General features: G+C 41.3%; 17 protein-coding genes. 14 read left to right on the top strand and 3 right to left on the bottom strand.

Translation table 11 applies throughout. From position 1 onward, the window contains the following. The first annotated feature begins 40 nt into the window (after positions 1–40). Genes KCG35_RS16360 through KCG35_RS16385 form a run of 6 tightly spaced genes read left to right on the top strand, consistent with a single transcriptional unit; the run spans position 41 to position 7,519 of the window. The gene (locus KCG35_RS16360; RefSeq protein WP_215820870.1) at positions 41–1,489 is read left to right on the top strand and encodes an isochorismate synthase; all 1,449 of its coding nucleotides are present in this window, start codon (positions 41–43) and stop codon (positions 1,487–1,489) included. Then, complete coding sequence (menD, locus tag KCG35_RS16365) at positions 1,455–3,320, top strand: 2-succinyl-5-enolpyruvyl-6-hydroxy-3-cyclohexene-1-carboxylic-acid synthase (RefSeq protein ID WP_215820871.1); 1,866 nt, start codon at positions 1,455–1,457, stop codon at positions 3,318–3,320. Before KCG35_RS16360 ends, menD begins: the two co-directional genes overlap by 35 nt. A gap of 41 nt (positions 3,321–3,361) precedes the next feature. Next, complete coding sequence (menB, locus tag KCG35_RS16370) at positions 3,362–4,213, top strand: 1,4-dihydroxy-2-naphthoyl-CoA synthase (protein WP_230409216.1); 852 nt, start codon at positions 3,362–3,364, stop codon at positions 4,211–4,213. Beyond that, complete coding sequence (locus tag KCG35_RS16375) at positions 4,213–5,334, top strand: enolase C-terminal domain-like protein (RefSeq protein WP_215820872.1); 1,122 nt, start codon at positions 4,213–4,215, stop codon at positions 5,332–5,334. Before menB ends, KCG35_RS16375 begins: the two co-directional genes overlap by 1 nt. Then, the gene (locus KCG35_RS16380; RefSeq protein WP_215820873.1) at positions 5,322–6,788 is read left to right on the top strand and encodes an AMP-binding protein; all 1,467 of its coding nucleotides are present in this window, start codon (positions 5,322–5,324) and stop codon (positions 6,786–6,788) included. The genes KCG35_RS16375 and KCG35_RS16380 overlap by 13 nt, the downstream gene beginning before the upstream one ends. A 41-nt stretch (positions 6,789–6,829) precedes the next feature. After that, on the top strand, positions 6,830–7,519 hold the full coding sequence (locus KCG35_RS16385) for a 2'-5' RNA ligase family protein (protein ID WP_215820874.1): 690 nt from the start codon (positions 6,830–6,832) through the stop codon (positions 7,517–7,519). Here KCG35_RS16385 and KCG35_RS16390 read toward each other — a convergent pair. Next, positions 7,516–7,842 carry a hypothetical protein gene (locus KCG35_RS16390; protein ID WP_215820875.1) on the bottom strand — a complete coding sequence of 109 codons (327 nt, stop codon included), beginning with the start codon at positions 7,840–7,842 and terminating at the stop codon, positions 7,516–7,518. The genes KCG35_RS16385 and KCG35_RS16390 overlap by 4 nt on opposite strands. Positions 7,843–7,970: 128 nt before the next feature. Here KCG35_RS16390 and KCG35_RS16395 point away from each other — a divergent pair, with 128 nt between their 5' ends. After that, a complete protein-coding gene (locus KCG35_RS16395) occupies positions 7,971–8,177 on the top strand; it encodes a hypothetical protein (protein WP_215820876.1) in 207 nt (68 codons plus the stop codon). 130 nt (positions 8,178–8,307) lie between these two features. Here the strand turns inward: KCG35_RS16395 and KCG35_RS16400 are convergent, their stop codons facing one another. Beyond that, positions 8,308–8,793, bottom strand: a complete 486-nt coding sequence (locus KCG35_RS16400) for a hypothetical protein (RefSeq protein ID WP_215820877.1) — start codon at positions 8,791–8,793, stop codon at positions 8,308–8,310. Positions 8,794–9,472: 679 nt separating this feature from the next. Here KCG35_RS16400 and KCG35_RS16405 point away from each other — a divergent pair. The 7 genes from KCG35_RS16405 (at position 9,473) to KCG35_RS16435 (ending at position 18,609) form a co-directional block, all read left to right on the top strand. After that, entirely contained in the window at positions 9,473–11,209 is a 1,737-nt protein-coding gene (locus KCG35_RS16405; RefSeq protein ID WP_215820878.1) for an ABC transporter ATP-binding protein, read from the top strand. A 121-nt stretch (positions 11,210–11,330) separates the two neighbouring features. After that, positions 11,331–12,884, top strand: a complete 1,554-nt coding sequence (locus KCG35_RS16410; RefSeq protein WP_215820879.1) for an ABC transporter substrate-binding protein — start codon at positions 11,331–11,333, stop codon at positions 12,882–12,884. Positions 12,885–12,968: 84 nt separating this feature from the next. Then, entirely contained in the window at positions 12,969–13,946 is a 978-nt protein-coding gene (locus tag KCG35_RS16415) for an ABC transporter permease (protein ID WP_215820880.1), read from the top strand. Beyond that, complete coding sequence (locus KCG35_RS16420) at positions 13,946–14,875, top strand: ABC transporter permease (protein WP_215820881.1); 930 nt, start codon at positions 13,946–13,948, stop codon at positions 14,873–14,875. The genes KCG35_RS16415 and KCG35_RS16420 overlap by 1 nt, the downstream gene beginning before the upstream one ends. A 463-nt stretch (positions 14,876–15,338) precedes the next feature. After that, the gene (locus KCG35_RS16425; protein ID WP_215820882.1) at positions 15,339–16,613 is read left to right on the top strand and encodes a conserved oligomeric Golgi complex subunit 6; all 1,275 of its coding nucleotides are present in this window, start codon (positions 15,339–15,341) and stop codon (positions 16,611–16,613) included. A 169-nt stretch (positions 16,614–16,782) separates the two neighbouring features. Further along, positions 16,783–17,325: a menaquinone-dependent protoporphyrinogen IX dehydrogenase gene (gene hemG / locus KCG35_RS16430; RefSeq protein ID WP_215820883.1), complete on the top strand. Its 543-nt coding sequence runs from the start codon at positions 16,783–16,785 to the stop codon at positions 17,323–17,325. A 21-nt stretch (positions 17,326–17,346) separates the two neighbouring features. Then, positions 17,347–18,609 (top strand): hypothetical protein, encoded by a 1,263-nt coding sequence (locus KCG35_RS16435; RefSeq protein WP_215820884.1) that lies wholly within the window; start codon positions 17,347–17,349, stop codon positions 18,607–18,609. Positions 18,610–18,742: 133 nt separating this feature from the next. Here the strand turns inward: KCG35_RS16435 and KCG35_RS16440 are convergent, their stop codons facing one another. Then, positions 18,743–19,153 carry a VOC family protein gene (locus KCG35_RS16440; RefSeq protein ID WP_215820885.1) on the bottom strand — a complete coding sequence of 137 codons (411 nt, stop codon included), beginning with the start codon at positions 19,151–19,153 and terminating at the stop codon, positions 18,743–18,745. Positions 19,154–19,473: the final 320 nt, after the last annotated feature.

The raw sequence follows: 19,473 nt of genomic DNA on the forward strand, positions 1-19,473 counted from the left end.
GCTCAGGTCTTTTCGGTATAGGTTGGAATTTAAGAAGTATATGATTGATCGTCAGTCTGTTAGTGCCTGCTTAGCTAAGCTGGAAAAACTTGTCGACACTCACTGTATAAATGGAACGACCTGGCCGATCATCTGTCGTGTAATGTTGCCAATAAGCTTGGATCCTAAGCAGTGGCCTAACTGGTTATCGGTTCAGTCTGTTGTACCTCAACTCTATTGGCAACAGCGTGAGCAAACGTTAACTGTCGCAGCTTTAGGCAGTGCAGATACACTTAAGGATATGGGGCTTGTTAGCGAGTTAACGGCGGGTGTGGAGAAGCGGTTGGCGAGCACGGTTATTGGGGATGGTATTCCACGGTACTGGGGTGGTGTGGGTTTTGATCAGACTCAGCCGTGGCAAAATTTTCCAGGTGCTTTGTTTTTTTTACCCAGTTTGTCTTTAGAGGCACAGGGTGGGCAGCAGCATCTCATATTGCAAACTTATCTTGAGCATGCAGACCAATGGCCTATTAAGCGTTTAGCACTCCGAAAACTTGTGTCAGGCCTTCGTTGGTCTTTACCCAGACAGCCATCGTTGCCTCACTATGTACACTGCCATGATGAACCCAATGCGGAAGGTTGGCAGCAACAGGTGAAGGCGAGCTTAAAGGCGATTAAACAAAGGTCATGTGACAAAGTAGTGCTAAGCCGGCGACGACGCTTGATCTTTAATCATAGTGTCAGTCCTTGGCAGCTCTTAAATATTTGGCAAACCAGTAGACCACACCTAAGTTATCCGTTTTGTTTATGTTTACAGCCTGGTGAGGGGGTGGTGGGATGTTCCCCTGAGCAATTATTTAGCCTGAAAAACAGAGCGTTAACAACAGAGGCTTTAGCTGGCTCTATGCCCAGGTCCGCTGATGCTGAAAGGGATGCTCAGTGTAGTAACGCTCTGCTCAGCAGTGCAAAGTTGCAACGTGAGAATCAGTGGGTTGTTAAATTTATCCAACAACAGTTAGCCCCCCTCGTCAAGCAGCTGGCTTTAGGTCAGTTAAATGTAAAGTCACTGCCTTATATCCATCATTTGTTCCAATCGGTCAGCGCACAGCTTTTATCCGATACTACTGTTGCTGATATCCTGAGAGCTTTACATCCAACACCTGCTGTTAAGGGTTTTCCTGCGCATTCTGCACAGCAAATTATCAGGGATCAAGAAACGTATCCTCGAGGTTGGTATGCTGGAGCGCTAGGTTATTGGGGCAACAATCAGGCTGAGTTTTGCGTCACTATCCGCAGTGCTCATGTGCACCGTACTGTCAGCAATCGTGGCGTTGATTCGAAGATGCAGCCAGGTAACGCCGTTCACTACTTAGTCGATTTATTTAGTGGTGCTGGGTTAGTTGAAGGTTCTGAGGCTGACCTGGAGTGGCAAGAATTGGATCAAAAACTTTCGCAGTTTATGGAGTACATGCAACATGCAGCAACCGATAATGCTATTGCCCAACTTTAGTAGTATCAGTGCCTGTTGGGCATGGCTTGCATTACAAGAACTGTATCGGCTAGGTGTAGAGCATGTATGCGTAGCACCTGGGTCTCGATCAGCACCTTTGATTCTTCAGCTACCACGTGTACCTCAGCTACAGGTACATGTACATCCGGATGAGCGAGGACTAGGTTTTTTTGCTTTGGGACTCGCTAAAGCTTGTGAGAGACCGGTTGCTATCATTACTACCTCAGGAACTGCAGTAGCAAACTTATTACCCGCGGTGGTGGAAGCGGCTATGACCCATACCCCACTCATACTGTTGACTGCTGATCGTCCTCCTGAGTTACTGGCTTGTGGTGCTAATCAGGCAATACATCAGCCAGGTATATTTAGCTCATATCTTCAATATGAAGCACAGTTACCTGTGCCAACAGTAGACGTGAATCCTGCTTTTGTGCTTTCAACCATTGATGTCTTAGTGGCTAAAGCTTCTGTTGAAGGGCATCAGGGACCCGTTCATTTAAACTGGTCGTTTCGGGAGCCGCTTTATTCTGATATTGCTGATCACGCAGCAATAAATACCTTCTCTGCAGACAAAGCTTTGCACTCGCTTAAACGGTGGTTGATAAGTACACGGCCGTTTACACATTATGCCCAACTTCCAGCATCAGTAGCCTGTAATGAAGTGGGTAAGGGGCTAGTGAATGTTGAAACTGATACGGCAACACTCATTGAGCAACTGATAACGACTCAACATGGCATTTTAGTGTTAGGGGCGGGACTTACTCGTGCTGACGTAGCAGGCATTATGACCCTGGCTGAGCAGTTGCAGTGGCCTGTACTTGCGGATATACAGGCTATAGGGCTTGTAGGGGAGCATCCTTTGTTATTGCCTCATCATAGTCTTTGGCTGAGTCATCCTGCCGTAAAACGCTGGTTGGATCAGGCAAGTCTGGTTTTACAATTTGGCTCCCACCTGGTTGCTAAAGCGCTACTGAATTATTTACAACATTTTGCGGGTGATTATTGGCTGGTGGCCTCTGCTTTCGAACGCTATGATCCAAGCCATCAGGTTCATTTGCGTTTACAAGTCATACCCGAAGTGTGGTGTAAACAGTTTAATCAGTATCTATCTAAAAAAACTGATGTGCCATCCCCTTGGTTAACAGCCTTGCAGCAGGTTAATGAGCAGCTTAGGCATACTGTATTACAGCAATTACCTGGAGATAATGATCCTATGTCTGCACTAGCCATTCCTGCAGTCATAAAGACTTGTCTTCCTGTTTCTGGTTACCTTTTTGCGGGTAACAGTATGGCAATTCGCTTGCTGGATGCTGTTGTGGGGACACGCCCGGATTGGCAGCTTTTTGCAAATCGAGGTGCGAGTGGCATTGATGGTTTGCTGGCTACTGCGGCGGGGGTAGCACAAGGTGCAGGCCAGCCAGTGACGCTATTTTTAGGCGATTTATCTTTATTACATGATTTGAACTCATTGTTGCTTCTTAAGCAGCTTATTTCTCCTTTAATAGTGATCGTTCTAAATGATGATGGTGGTGGTATCTTTCACCATTTTCCTTTAACAGAACAAACGCGTCAGGATTATTTTACGGCAGCACATGGTGTTCACTTTCAATCAGCAGCCAAACTGTTTTCACTCGATTACTGTAATCCAAAGCGGGTTGTAGATTTTAAGCGTGATTATCAAGCAGCACTCAATCGCAACACCTCTACTTTGATTGAAATTAATACTGCGAATGCACAAGCTTATGACCAGCTGCAATCACTCAATAAGTCAGTTGAAGTATGTTGTGATCAATGGTTTGGTCAAAGTGAGATGGAAGCGACTGCAAAGTGAGTGGAAATTTTTTTAAGAATAATGTGTAGGAATAGTAATTAATGAGTGAGTTGGTGACATCTCGTATTGAGCAAGTGATGGATTGGCAAACCCAAGATTATGGTTTTCAGGATATTGTTTACCAAACGGCAGGTGGTATAGCGAAGCTAACGATTAATCGGCCTGAAGTGAGAAATGCATTTCGTCCACAAACAATACAAGAGCTACAGCAAGCCTTTCATCATGCGCGTTATGATGAGTCAGTGGGTGTTATTATCCTCACTGGGGCAGGTGATCTGGCGTTTTGCTCTGGTGGTGATCAGCGTGTACGTGGTGAATATGGTTATGCCGATAGTGGGGGCACTCAGCATTTAAATGTGTTGGATTTACAACGACAAATCCGCACGTGTCCTAAACCCGTTGTCGCGATGGTAGCTGGTTATGCCATAGGGGGAGGCCATGTACTGCATTTGGTGTGTGATTTAACAATCGCCGCTGATAATGCTCGCTTTGGTCAAACAGGGCCAAAAGTAGGTTCGTTTGATGGAGGCTATGGTGCAAGTTATTTGGCGCGTATTGTTGGTCAAAAGAAAGCGCGGGAAATATGGTTTTTATGTCGACAATATGATGCACAACAGGCGCTGTCTATGGGGCTGGTAAATCATGTGGTGCCGTTGGCAGCGCTTGAAAAAGAAACGGTCGCATGGTGTCAGCAAATGCTAGAAAACTCACCGATGGCCTTACGCTGTTTGAAAGCAGCATTAAATGCAGATTGTGACGGACAGGCCGGTCTTCAGGAATTAGCAGGTAATGCGACACTGTTGTTTTATATGTCTGAAGAAGCACAAGAAGGACGGAATGCCTTTTTAGAAAAACGCCCACCTGAATTTGATAAGTTTAAACGTAAGCCCTGATGCCTAGAGTCATCAGCCACATTAGCGTGAGCCGTTATCAGATTCCTTTGCGGGGAACAAAGCCGTTTGCTAATCAACACCACTATCGTGAGGGGTTATTGATTAGTCTATGGGACTCGGATGGCTTTTGTGCGCAAGGGGAAGTGGCGCCTTTGGCAGGCTTTAGTCGCATGGATTTAAATGCCTGCCAGTCTTGGTTAATAAAGCACTTAAGTTGTTGGCTAGCGAAGGCTATTCCCACCCGTTGGGATTGGTCACTACAACCCGTTTTTTATCAGTGGCATTCGTCTCCTGTGCCTGATAGTTGCAAAATGGGTTTAGACGCAGCTTGGCTAGAACTGGTTCGCCAGCAGCCATTATCCATTGATAAAAAAACTATCATTCCACGCTGTGCGCTAATCAGTGATTTGTCTTCAGGGGTAATGGCTAACAAGTTTAACAAGGGTAAAGCCTTTATCCGTAATGGCTTATCACCTGCAAGAGAAGCTGATCCTATTAAAGCTGTGAAAGTCAAAGTAGGGCATGAACCTTGGCAGATGACACGACCACTGCTGATGTCATTGCGAACCCATATTCCCTCAGAAATAGCACTTTGTTTGGATGGCAACCAAAAGATGCTGCTTGAAGATGCTGTGAGTTTAGTTGATAGCCTGCAAGTAGCTTATTTTGAAGAGCCATTAACTCACAATAGGCAACACGCTGATTTCTTTTTACGCAGTGGAATACCTTATGCGTGGGATGAAACGCTACAGGTTGCCAGTCAGATTTCAGCAGGAAAATGGATCTCAACACTCACTGAGCAAAAAAGCTGGCAGGAGAAAGGGCTGTCGACGATTGTTTTAAAACCAACCTTGTTGGGTGGCTTATGGCAAGCCTGGCAACTTGCGCAGATGGCAGCTCATGCCGGAAAGTCAGTTATTTTAAGCTCAGCCTTTGAAAGTAGTTTAGGCATCAGTCAGTTAGAGTGGTTTGCTACACAGTTTCCTGGTTTAGCGTGGGCTGGGCTGGATACATTACAATTTATGCAAGCGAAACTTCAGCGTATACCCAGAATGTGGAGCTGTTTTGAGCCTCAAGTTGATCTACCTGTTGCCAATCAGGAGGTGGTATGGGTTCAGTAGCTGCAGAAGGAGAATCGTTTTTTTGTCCTGTTCGAACTCAAGCGATAAACCATCCTGACCGTATTGCTGTTCACCTTCAACATGAAAAAGCACTTAGTTATTCTGCTTTAGATCTGAGTGTCTCGGTTGTTCAACAGCAGTTAGCACAACAGATTTCTCCTGGTGATCAGGTTGTTGTTCAGCTTGGTAACTCGTTTCATCAGGTGGTTTTGCTACTGGCATTGTGGCGTTGTAGAGCGGTGGTGGTTCCATTAAATCCCGCACTTTCTGCAAAGGCCACTATTCATTTTATAGATAAGGTTGAAGCGTGTTTTGCCTACCCAGAAAAGACGGCAAATGTGTTGCAGATACCACTCCTTCAATTTTCTTTTCCTAGTCGGGATATGGGGGGGAGGAGGGCGCAACGTCAATGTGCCTCTATTTCACTCGGAACAGAAAGGCAGTTGGTGACACTGTTATTTACCTCTGGCTCAACAGGTGAACCCAAAGTAGTTGCCCACAGTTTGGGTAATTATTGGGCAAGTGCTCAGGGAACGTTAGCAAAACTTCCACTGGCGTCAGAGGACTGCTGGTTGCTTTCGCTGCCTTTGTATCATGTGGGAGGCTTAGCCACATTATGGCGGGTGTGGCTGGCAGGTGCAGCATTAGCCATTGCAGAAGATAAGTCATATCAACTGGCCGTTTATCTGCAACTGCCGATTACCCATTGCTCATTGGTAGCAACGCAACTTCGACGATTGTTGGTGCAAGGATTAGCGAATAACTCAGGACCGTTAAAGGCCATTATTTTGGGTGGAGGACCTGTACCTGATTCATTACTTGCAGCGCTGCCATCATCTGTTCAAAGCTGGATGAGTTATGGACTGACAGAAATGACGGCAATGGTCACCCTTGGTCGTTGGCAAGGTGACAGCCAGTTAGCTGGAAGTTGTTTGCCTCAGCGAGAAATAACATTACACCCCGATGGGGAAATTTGGGTGAGAGGCGAAACCTTATGCCTTGGTTATTGGCAACAAGGAACAATTCGCTCGATTCTCAATGACTGGGGCTGGTTTGCCACTCGGGATATAGGTCAATGGTGTCAGCAAGATAAGCTATTACCACCAAAATGCTTAAAGGTACTTGGGCGATTAGATGCTCAGTTCATCTCTGGAGGGGAAAATATTCAGCCAGAGGCTATTGAAGCCATACTGTATCAACAAGAAGGTGTTCAGCGGGCTTTAGTATGTGCCATTGCAGATCAGGAGTTTGGCCTGCGACCTGTTGCGATAGTTGATGTTTCGCATACTTGCCATTGGCAGCCAAATCTGTGGCAATCTGCAATTATTGAACAGTTCCCTAGGTTTTGTGTGCCTGATCATTGGCTTAAGTGGCCAGTGGCGTTACAGGTTGGAGGTCTAAAGGTGAGCAGACAACAACTTAAAAAGTGGGCTGAGCTCCAGTTAGAAGCTTAAGTTAATCGTTATATCGGAAATTTGAGCGTAAGTGAATGCCTATGCAGCCTCAAACTATGCGACTATTTTGGGCTATTCAGTATCCCCCGGAGCAGGGGAAAAAGCTTATCAAGTGGCTTAATAAGCAAGCTGACTTGTCAGGTCTATCTAAGATACGAGGGATTCGTTGGCTTGATCCAGCATTCTTACACTGCACCTTGCATTTTATGGAAGCGTTTCCTGTGGAAGCCATTCCTGGCATGGTGGAGCAAGTCCAGTCGCAAGTCAGCTTGCTGCCTTTAAAAGAAGGGAGTGGAGCATTTAGTTGCGAGCTAGATCAATGGCATTTACTACCAAGACCAGCAAAACCAAGGGTTCTCGTATTATCTTTAGTCCCTGAAAAGTTGCTGGCTCGTTTTGCAAGCATGTTGCAACAAACAGCAGTAAGGTGCTTGGAGACAGTGGGAAAAGCTGGAGAACAGGTGGAGGCTCATTTTTTTGCACAAAAGGGAGATTCGACGGCTTATCAAAGAGCACAGCATAAAAAAGCATTCTTTGCTCATCTCAGTGTCGCTCGAGGAAAGCCTGAGGTGCTTAAGCAATTATACCGTGGAGTTGCTGAGCTTCCGGATAACTTGAAGGTTTTTACTGTTAATAAACTGGTACTCATTGCCAGTGAGTTACAACCCCAAGGGGCTCAGTATTATGTGCTGGCAACTGTTCCCCTTGAAAGTACTGTGGGTGATGTTTAGTAGGCCATTGCTGCTGCACTATAATCTTCAGCTAAATCAACAGTGTAATCCAAACCATAAATACGCATCTCGGTGATTAACTGCTGATCGGGAAGTTGCTGGTAGTGCTTAATTAATAATGCACGATATACCGCCAAAAGTATTTCATCACTCAGTTGCTGAACTTGTTGACGTGAGTAAACGCTTTGCCCAATAAGAAACTGTTGAATCACTTCATTATTCGTATTGCGCTGCATAATTGTGTCAACTAAGGTCACAATAAGTTTGTGGGTGGTACTATCCTGATGAGTACTAAGAGCCTGATGAGCACTAAGAGCAGGCATGATTAATCTCCTTATCATTCATTGACTGTTTTGGGTTTGGCTCAGTATAGGATCAGAAATAACACACATCATTCTTCCAGTATGCTATACAACCTAAAGAAGCATAGCATTATTACAGGACTACGGTGATGATTAGTCACTTTATTAAACTTTATAATTATAACGATGATAAGCTGGATAAATTTCAGAAGCGGCGGATAGCAGTTGAAGCAGCATTAGAACTTATTAAGGTAAATGCTTCTAGCAGCACTAATTTGTCATCAGATATGAGCCAGCTTGAGCGTTATACTAATCTTATTCAGCAAGTGCTTGATCCTGACCATCACTCGCCATGATGGATTATTTTGAAGGGGAAATTTGTATGAAGGATTATTCAGGCTTACAACAGTTGAATAATTTGTCCCTTGAAATTAGATATGTTCTTGTAAGAGGCATAATCGTTTAATTGATACGGTAATAAATGAGTTAAATCAGCTTGTTTGAATGCATTTTTAACCAGAATTGCTCTTGGCTGTGATTGTGAAATAGTTTATTTAGCGGCTGAATATTAATTCCTGCGGTATCAATGACACTGTAACTAATCCAGCATTCAGGACATCGGTTTTCTGATGGTATATCGTCTTGTTCAATGGTATTTTTTATAATCACACCATTATCAAAATAATAGGTTGTTTCAACTTCTCTCATTTCGATACCCTCATCAAGATAGCTATTTTTCCTTTCGAACTGTTTGACGACTAAAACGGGTGTTTTTTGACCATGAATGGCCTGAAGTGCGGCTTTCATCAATGAAGTCATCACCCGTTGGATATGGCGAGGAATAGGTGCATATGGGACAGTAGACATACAGGCACTTGACATTGTACCGCCCACCGCTTCAATGGTGGATGAGTCGCCCATTTCTTTGGTTAATTGATAGAAATACCCATTTGTCAGAGCAATACCAACCAAACTAAACAGCTGAGCCTATGTGTGTATCTGCATCTCCAATCAATGCAACGGATACTGATTAAATGTAGTTTTGGCTAAACAGTGATCATTTTCTTTACCTTTGCTGCTAAAAAGTGTGCAATATGCCACATGCATGTTTACTTTATTTCGATATAAATTAACATAACGCTACAATACGAATAAAATCGTAACTGAAAGTGGGTGATACACAATAAATAAAGTAATCGGTTTATTAGTTTTTTCTAAATTAAAAGGTATGTTTGTAAGTCAATAATAAACTAAGCGAGTAAATAATAAACAATGGTAACTTATGTATAACGATAATAATTTTTAAATTAACGCTAGGGCATTTCTCCGAAATTAATTGGAGAGTCCTGTCAAATACAAAAAAATAGCAACTTTATACCTGCTGCGAATAGTTTGGCTGGCCTGTAAGGGGCACGGCTATGGGTGGTAAATGTTAAAATTAATCGCGTAAGGTATCGTTAAAAATAGCGAGTGGGATTGCTATTTATACAAGCGTTTGGATTTGTTATTTGACGGCTAGGCCCTAAAAAAACATCACTGTATGTAAAGCCCGTTAATGGAAAAAGGTGTGAGTGTATCTCATACCATGATCAGCCATTTGCTGACTAAGTCTGTAATACGTTGTTAAGCCCAGCAATACTAGGGGATATGCATGGCCTTACTTGAAGTAAAAAATCTAAAAATAGAATTCCCATCCCGTCATGGTGTAGCTGTTGCGGTAGAAGGTGTGAGCTTTGAAGTCAATTCTGGTGAAATTCTAGGATTGGTAGGGGAAAGTGGAGCCGGTAAATCCACCATTGGTAATGCAGTTATTGACTTGCTCAGCCCTCCAGGCAAAGTGGCTGGTGGGGATGTTTATTTAAAAGGTGAAAAAATTTCAAGCTTGTCCCCGAGCCGTATGCGACAGATTCGTGGTGCAGAAATAGGCTTTATTTTTCAAGACCCAATGACATCGCTCAACCCTTTATTTACGGTTGAAGATCAATTAATGGAAACAATCTTGGCTAATCTTAAGGTTACCCAAGAAGAAGCCAGGCAGAAAGCGCTGAATATGCTGGAACAGGTGGGTATACCTGAGCCAGAAATACGCATAAAACAATACCCTCATCAGTTCTCAGGTGGTATGAGGCAACGTGTAGGAATTGCCATTGCACTGAGTGCGGATCCCTCTCTGATTATTGCTGATGAACCTACAACGGCACTGGACGTTTCTATTCAAGACCAAATATTGCAATTAATTCGCTCGTTATGTAAAAAACGACAGGTTGGGTGTATCTTGGTCACCCACGATATGGGGGTGATTGCTAATATCACGGATAGAGTAGCAGTGATGTATCAGGGGCATCTAGTGGAAAGTGGTACTACAGAACAAATTTTGCAGCGTCCTGAACACCCTTACACGAAGAGTTTAATTAGTGCTGTGCCACGATCAGATATAAAATTAAAACGCTTTCCATTGGTGAATTATATTGAAAAAGCCAGTGTAGAATTTAGTCAAATAGATGTGTCTAATCATTGGTTAGGGCAAGCCGGTGCATGTGATGTTTCGTCAGTGGCGGCCGGAGATGATTTACTTCGGGTTGAACATGTAAATCTGCGATTTATTACCAAAAATGCATTACTTGCGAAAAACCGTCGTTACATTCAAGCCTCAGATGATGTTTCTTTTACCGTAAAAAAAGGTGAGACATTTGGTCTTGTTGGTGAAAGTGGCAGTGGCAAGTCAACTATTGCTCGAGTAATAGCCGGTATTTATCCTCCAGAATCAGGCAAAATATTTTTTGCTGATCAAGAAATTAGTGCGATGAGTGAGCGCGAGCGTCGCCCTATCCGACGTCAGATTCAAATGGTTTTTCAAAATCCGTACTCATCCATGAATCCACGAATGCGAGTGTTTGATATTATTGCGGAGCCTATTTATTTTCATAAATTAGCTGGCAGTCGGCAGGAAGTGGAAATGATTGTGGGGGATTTGCTTGATCACGTTGGTTTAGGACGTCGAGCAGGTATTAAATATCCGCATGAGTTTTCAGGGGGGCAGCGTCAACGTATTTCGATTGCACGGGCATTAGCAACACGGCCTCAGTTGCTTATTTGTGATGAACCAACCTCAGCACTTGATGTTTCAGTGCAAGCGCAAATTCTAAATTTACTTAAAGACTTACAGGATGAGCTGGGTTTAACGATGTTATTTATTTCCCATGATTTGCCTGTTATACGTCAGATGTGTGATCGTGTTTCAGTGATGCGTTACGGTAAAATTCTTGAGCAAAATGAAACTGAGATACTCTTTGTATCACCACAGCACGACTATACCAAAAACTTACTCGCACTAATGCCACATATGGACCATTTATCCCATGAGGGATTATTGGTTCAGGAAGGCTAATTTACCCATATGAAAATGTGGGTCAAATTCTGCAATCTGGCTATTTCACTAGTAAGTAAAGTGCTATAGAAATAACCAGCGAGTGGAAATGATATCTTATGATAATAATAGGAGTACATACATGAGAAGAGGAGTTGCCTTACTAGCCAGCGCGTTTCTGGCTACGACGCTCAGTGCGGGGGTTATCGCTAAAACCTTAAAGGTTGCTTATGATGCTGATCCAGTATCACTTGATCTTCATGAGCAATTGTCTGGTGGCACACTACAATTGTCGCATATGGTTGCTGACCCACTGGTACGATGGACGCAAGAATTAAAATTTGAAGGTCGCTTGGCTGAGCGGTGGGAGCGTATTGATGATAGAACAATTCGTTTTTATCTTCGTAAAGGTGTTAAATTTCACTCAGGCAATGAGTTCACAGCATTAGACGTTAAGTGGACGTTTAATCGCTTAAGAACCAGCCCAGACTTTAAAGCTATTTTTGCGCCTTTTGAATCGGCAAAAGTGGTAGATCGTTACACGGTAGACTTGGTAACGAATAAGCCTTATCCGTTACTGTTGAACGTAGCGACCTATATTTTCCCTTTGGATAGTAAGTTCTATACAGGCTTTGATGGAAATGGTAAATCTAAGGATGCTTTGGTAAAACATGGTAATTCTTATGCTTCTCGCCATATTTCTGCAACAGGTCCGTTTGTTGTGGCGCAACGTGAGCAAGGAGTTAAAGTTGAATTTAAGCGCTTTGACGGTTACTGGGATAAAAAATCACCAGGTAATGTGTCAGAAGTCGTTTTAACACCGATTAAAGAAGATGCAACGCGTGTATCGGCATTACTGGCGGGTGATGTTGATTTTATCAATCCTGTGCCACCCACTGATTATAATCGCTTAGAGAAAAGTGACAAGATTGATATGATTTCACTGGAAGGAACATGGATTGTCACCTTACAGTTAAATCAAAAACGTGTTGAAGCTTTTAAAAATCCAAAAGTAAGACTTGCGATTGATTATGCTGTTAACAATGCTGGTATAGCTAAAAAGCTAATGAAAGGCATGGGAACACCTGCTGCGCAGTTAAGTCCTAAGGGTTACATGGGCCATTCTGATGATATCAAGTTACGCTATGACTTGAAAAAAGCAAAGCAGCTTATGAAAGAAGCAGGTTATGAAAAAGGCCTTAAAGTGACAATGATGGCACCCAATAACCGTTATGTTAATGATGCTAGAATTGCACAAGCTGTGGCAAATATGTTGGCTAAAATCAATATTAAGGTTGATTTGAAAACGATGCCAAAAGCGCAATATTGGCCTGAGTTTGATAAGCGTGCTGCAGATATTATGATGATTGGCTGGCACTCTGATACAGAAGACTCTGCAAACTTTATTGAGTTTCTTGCTATGTGCCCAAATTCTGAAACGGGCTATGGGCAATACAACAGTGGTAACTATTGTAACCCTGAAGTTGATAAACTGGTGGTAAAAAGCTCAGAAGAAACTGACCTGGCTAAACGCCAAGCCATACTGCAGAAAGCTGAAAATATCCTTTATAATGAAGCCGCATTTGTTCCTCTTCATTGGCAAGACCCAGCTTGGGCTGCAAGAAAAAATATTCAGTTAGCGCCTGTTGTTAATGTTATGAATTTCCCTTATTTGGGCGATCTAGTCGTTAAATAATTCGCTTTTATTATAAATGCATACCCGCAGACTTTTGTTTAAAAAGTATGCGGGATGCAGCTCATAAGTTGTGGTTGTCAAGTTATGATCATATTTTTGCTGAAGCGTCTGCTGCAAGCAGTTGTGGTGATGTTTATCATCAGTCTGATAGGGTTTACGATTAAAGACTCGTTAGGTGACCCTGTCAGAGAAATGGTGGGTGAGTCTGTTTCAGAAGAAGAACGTGAGGCATTACGTGAAAGTTTAGGGCTAAATGATCCTTTTATGGTGCAGTATGGTCGCTTTTTAAAAGGCGCTGTACAAGGTGACCTAGGACAATCTTATTTTTATAAAAAACCTGTAACTGATGTCATAATAGCTAAGTTGCCAGCAACACTGGAGCTGGTTTTTGGGGCTACGCTTATTATTGTATTTTTTTCCGTCCCATTAGGCGTATATTGTGCAATAAAACCTCGAAGCTGGTTAACGAAATGTATTATGGGGGCTAGTATTGTTGGTATTTCTGTCCCTGTGTTTTTAACCGGTATTTTTTTGATGTTTATTTTTGGTGTTATACTCAATTACCTTCCCGTTTTTGGGCGAGGTGAATTAATATCAATGTGGGGTCCATGGGAAACGGGCTTGTTCACATTAGATGGGTTAGCCCATTTGATTTTACCCAGCATAACTTTATCCAGTTTGATGCTACCGTTATTTATTCGTTTAATACGTTCTGAAATGACGGAAGTTTTACATAGTGAGTATATTAAATTTGCTTGGGCAAAAGGTTTGGATAAATATCGAATCTGGTTTCGGTTAGCACTTAAAAATACCATGTTACCAGTGATTACCGTGGGTGGCGTACAGATAGGTACCATGGTTGCGTACACTATTTTGACAGAAACTGTTTTCCAATGGCCTGGCATGGGCTTTATGTTTTTAGAAGCCATTAATCGAAGTGATACACCACTTATAATTGGTTACTTGGTTGTTGTCGGGTTAATATTTGTTATTACCAATACGTTGGTCGATTTAATTTATGGCTTTATTGATCCAACAATAAAAGTGGCTGGAGGGAAGTAATGAATAATGAACAGTCGCTTTGGTGGCGTATAAGTAACTCGAATGTCTTTTATCATTTTTTTCGAGATAAAGTGGCTTTCATTAGCGCCACCCTTTTATTATTAATTATTTTAGCCGCTATTTTTGCACCTTTATTAACGTCACATAACCCAAATGATCTCGCAACACTCGATGTCATGGATGGTGAAATTCCACCGGTATGGTCAGAGGAGGGGGATGAGCGCTTTTTATTAGGTACCGATGATCAAGGCCGAGATATTTTGAGTGCCATTCTTTATGGTGCCAGAGTGTCTCTGCTCATCGGGATTTTTGCGGTTGTTTTACAGTGTGTATTAGGTGTAGTGATAGGCTTGGTTGCAGGTTATGCGGGCGGTCGAGTGGATAGCCTGCTGATGCGTTTGGCAGATATTCAGTTGTCTTTTTCCTCACTCATGTTGGCTATTATTGTACTGGCTTTTTTTCGCGCTTTTGTCGGAGGTGATTTGTACAGCCAGTTTGCAATGGTCATACTGATTTTTGTTATCGGTATTGCTGAATGGCCGCAATATGCACGTACGATACGTGCCTGTGTACTTGCTGAAAAAGAAAAGGAGTACGTGCAAGCGGCTCAAGTCATGGGCTTTACGACGGTGCGTATTATGTTTCGTCATATTTTGCCCAATTGCCTATCCCCCATTTTTGTTATTTCAACTGTGCAAATTGCCAATGCAATTATCAGTGAAGCGGCTCTTTCCTTTCTGGGTTTGGGTATGCCAGTTACACAACCTTCACTGGGTTCATTGATAAAAAGTGGGTTTGATTACCTGCAAAGTGGACAGTGGTGGATTACCATTATTCCTGGCATGTTCCTTATAGTCTTGGTATTGGTTATCAATCTTCTAGGTGATTGGTTACAAGATGTACTCAACCCTAAATTGTACAAGGGTTAGTCTTCACTATCCTTCCCATCCTCATATACCCTAAGGTATATTTCTCAATACACTACATTTAGTTGCTGAGAGCTTTTCTGATAAAGATATCAGGGGAGCTCTCTAGCCAATAATGAATGTTTAAAATTCAGCCTGTAGGTGTTAGCTCGAGGTTAAAGGTATATACTAGAAGTGGTATATCTATTATCAAGGGTTGTTTATTGACTAAATGTTAGCAGATGACAGTTCTGTAACGTGTGAGATTCGTTTATAGAGGAATGTAGAAAATATGTTGGGGGAAATTATTCATTCATTGCTTATTTGACCTATAGGAGAGCATGTGAGTTAGGTTTTGCCAGGAGTATGTAATAAGTAGTGTATGATATGAAGTATAGAGCCTTAGGCAACTCTTCATAAAAGCGACATAGTGTCATAAAAATGAAATAGTGTCGTCACGGCTTTTTAAGGCAATGGAGTGCAGGGGATGGATTTAGATTATACAAAAATTGTTTTACTGGAGGTTATGGGTGTTGCTGTAGGCATGACCTTTTTTGTATTGTATCGTTACTATAAGTTATCTACTCGGCTAAAGAGGCTTAACTCAGGGGAGGGTAACGATAAGCAATTACTTGCTCACCTGAAACAGCATTTAGCAAAGCTTGACCATTATGCAGACCTGCCAGAAGTAAAGGATGTGACCTCTTTTCTGACTGAAGAAATTACAAAAGGACATATATATAGTATTCGTCGTCGTATAATATCCATTGAGTTAGAAGCGCTTGAACATGCTGAGGATTATCCTGAATATGAAAAACTAGCCGGTGATGGCTATGGAAAATTAATGCAAGAATTTCAGGATGAACTCCATAGGATTTTGTCTACTTACCAAAAAAGTTATGCGGATATAGTTGATGATCAATTAAAAGAGATTGAAAATCAGGAATACCGGTTTGGATCGATTCCTATTAATTCAATTGCAATAGGTCATTTGACTGATCAAAGTGCTTTTAATTTATTTAAGGCTATTTTGAAAGTTGAGCGGGAATCGTTACGGAAAAGTGATGATGCTAATATGCAATTGAATGCTTTAATTGAAGGGTTAAAGCGATTATTTGGTTATATTACAGAGCGCTATGTAAATCACACGGATGAATCTGAAGGTACGTTAATTAAAGAATATAGTAAGCTAATTGTTGGCCAGCATAAAAGAGAGATTCAATTTTATCAAAAGCGTGTTGATTATTTAGAGCGCTTAAAAGATATGTACAAATCTTATATCAATCAAGTCAAAGTAGGTTTTGATCATGAAAAAACGCATGAGATAATGGTCAATATGAGCGATCTTGTCGATGAGGCTCAAGCGCAAGTAAAGTCATTAGAAGAAGAAATTTATAAAGACAATAATTTGATTACAATTTTAAAGAATAAAAACCTAGCACTAGAAAACTCTACAATTAGTAATATGCGTGATTCTGTGAAAGATGATGTATTAATACGGCGTGTCATTGAAAAAGGTAAACAAGACACAAAACAACTTTTGTCTTTAGTTAAGCAACTAGAGTTTGATAAAAAACAACTAACCATTGAGCTTAATCAAAAAGAAGTACAAATTAGGTTGTTGTCAGATAAAACCGAAGAAGAAAAGATAAAGCAGTCTTATACAAGTGTATTAAATCGCTTAAAAAAGATATCTCACGATTATCGCCATTTGGAAAAGCAATACCTTGACTTGAAGAATCAACAATCGCGCGTTGGCTAATTTATTTTTCACTGAAGGTAATAATAATTTATCATTGAATGTGACGCTCCCAAGTTATAATATTGATATAAGTTAACATTAGCTGAGAAATAGTCACAGTACCTATTGCTTCCGTCCCTATGCTGTGTTTCATTCCGTTGCAGGTGTTAAGGCATTTTTGGAATGTATAATGAAACCAGTGCTTCTACTTTATTATTCTCATGATGGTCAAACTGAAAAAATTATGCAGTTTATTGCTCAGCAAATATCCTGTCAGTTACCAGTTTCTACCGTTGAACTGACTAATAGAGATGAGTCAATCAATCTGGCAGGTTACTCGGCGGTGCTTATCGCCGGTGGGGTAAGGTACGGAGGGCATCCCAAAGCCTTAACAACGTGGATTAACAAACACAGTCATCTATTAACAACAAAGCCTACAGGACTTATTTCGGTTAATCTCACTGCGAGAAAGCCTAATCGAAATCAAATTGACTCAAATCCGTACATCAAAAAATGGCTTTTAGAGCTGAACTTGCGTCCGGATACTGTTGCTGTTTTTGCAGGAGCTTTGCAGTATTCTAAATACTCATTTTTGGATAAACTGCTCGTCAAACTCATTATGAAGATGACAGAAGGTCCAACTGATACGCGTCAAGACTATGAGTTTACTAACTGGCAACAGATCGAAGAATTTTCCAAGAACTTTTCGGATTTAATTGTGTCACAGGTTTAATTAAACGCTGGGATAATAGTAATGTCCAAATGGTTAATGCAAGCAGGTACTATTGTGCTTGCTTTGTTTCATGTCATTGCTCACGCCAATGATAAGCCTCTGGTTTATTGGGTTTATGTTAATGAGCAAAAACCTAACCTGATTGATATTAAAGTAGATACCTCTAAACTTGGAATTTTTTCTCTAGAGCAATCACGTTCGCTCAAAAAAGCTGAAAGTCAAAGTGAAGCGAGTATTACATGTTATAAACCTGGGGGAAAAACATCTGTAAAGATTAATTTTAATCAACAGATTTCTTGCCAAAGCATCACGTGGCATACTGAATTAACAGTATTGTCAGATTTTGATTATAACGCTTCTTCTCAGCAGAGTATTTACTCTCCTTCAGGTTGGTGGTTACTTTTTGAGTGGGATAACTTTCATCGGCTTAAGGGAATTGAAAATGCTAAAGTATGTATAGCGAACAATAAACCCAAATCAAAAAAAGAAAAAAATATTGCATTATGTAGCCCTTTGCCACAATCAGATCAACCTCCTTTATTATTAGCTTGGGGGAAACCCTCGACAAGAATTAATGTAGAAAACTTGAAGTTAACCATTTATGCAGATAATGAGTTATTGATTCATGAAATAAAAACAATCAAAGAATCACTACAGAAACAGTATAGTTATTTACAAACGGTATTTTCACAACCAGAGCATATGAATCAGGTGCGTGACTGGTCATTGATCTGGGTAGGTATAGATAAGAAGCATAAATCCTTAGGTGGTGCAGCTGGTAGTGAGGCCTATATTTCAAATTATCTGGTTGATAAAAAACAATTAACCAAACAATCGATTCCAATGTTACTCAAAGTTTCAGCACATGAAACGGTACATAGTATAACGGAATACCCTTTTCCTCTTTGGATTAGTGAAAGTCTAGCTGAGTATTATGCCTATAAATCCATGCAATTCATTTCCTATTCAGTGAATGATCCACTGACAGAGTGGAAGCAGAAGCGGAATGTAATCCCTCATGCTAAAACAGGCTTATATGAAGCTAATCTGAAAGTTTCAGAACAGCATGATATGAGTTATTATCCATTATTTTATGTAAAAGGTGCCGCTTTTTGGCAGGCTTTGGATAAGGCTTTGCAGGATAAACAAAAGACACTGGATACCTTCATACCCTTGTTAAGTACTGAGACAACTCAACACAAACTTAATAATGCTTTTATTAGGCAAGTTGAAGGTATTATTGGTAGCCAACATTGGCAGACATTGGCAAAAGACTATTTTTAAACGTAAGTTACTGTGTGATAGACATAAGGTTTGGCAGGGCCTCATACTAGGCTAATAAACCTTAAGTATGAGGCTGAGTGTTTCATAACGACGAGTGCTGTCAATGGTTCATGCGTTATGAAACAGTGATATGTTAAATATCGCCTACTTGGTTTGGTGGGGGCTCATGAGAGGCATTTTCTCTTAAACCAAGTTGGTTTCCATCAATGTCTTTAAAATAGGCAAGTTTGACACCCTGGCCAACATCATCAACTGGGCTGACTTCGACATCTCTGGCAAGAAGCTCCTTACGGGCGCTTTCAATATCTTTTACAACAATCGTGTTGACTTCACCACCATTGGTTGCTGGGGTCTTACTTTCCCATAAGCCAATTGCAGCTCTTTTAATGCCTGGCATGTTCAATTGGCGCCATTGAGGGTTTTCAGTAAAACGAGGGTCTACTTTAAAACCAAGTTTGTTACTATACCACTCAACACTTTTTTTGATATCTCGCACTTCTATCTTTGCGACAAAAGCATACTCGTCGGGAATTAGGTTTAGCATAATATTTCTTCCATGAAAAAGTCATGTTTAATAAACATATACCCACAGCGAAGGGTAAATTTATCAGATTATCATTTACTGATATGTATATGTTAAACATATACTACTGATACTTTGAGTATATACGTTATACGGTCAATTTCTAGAATCTATACCCATAACAAAGGGTTTTTAGGCGCGGCCGTCAAGTGATGAATTCCCGGGAGCTTATATTAATAAGTGACTAGGGTGGCAGTTAAATGCTCCTGCATAAACTGCATTCACACCATCCTTGGTTGTTCAAGAACGTTGACAACAAACCCTAAAAATGATTCGTGAAG

Origin of the sequence: Zooshikella harenae, from assembly GCF_018837975.1 — a bacterium.
Taxonomy (GTDB): Bacteria; Pseudomonadota; Gammaproteobacteria; order Pseudomonadales; family Zooshikellaceae; genus Zooshikella; species Zooshikella harenae.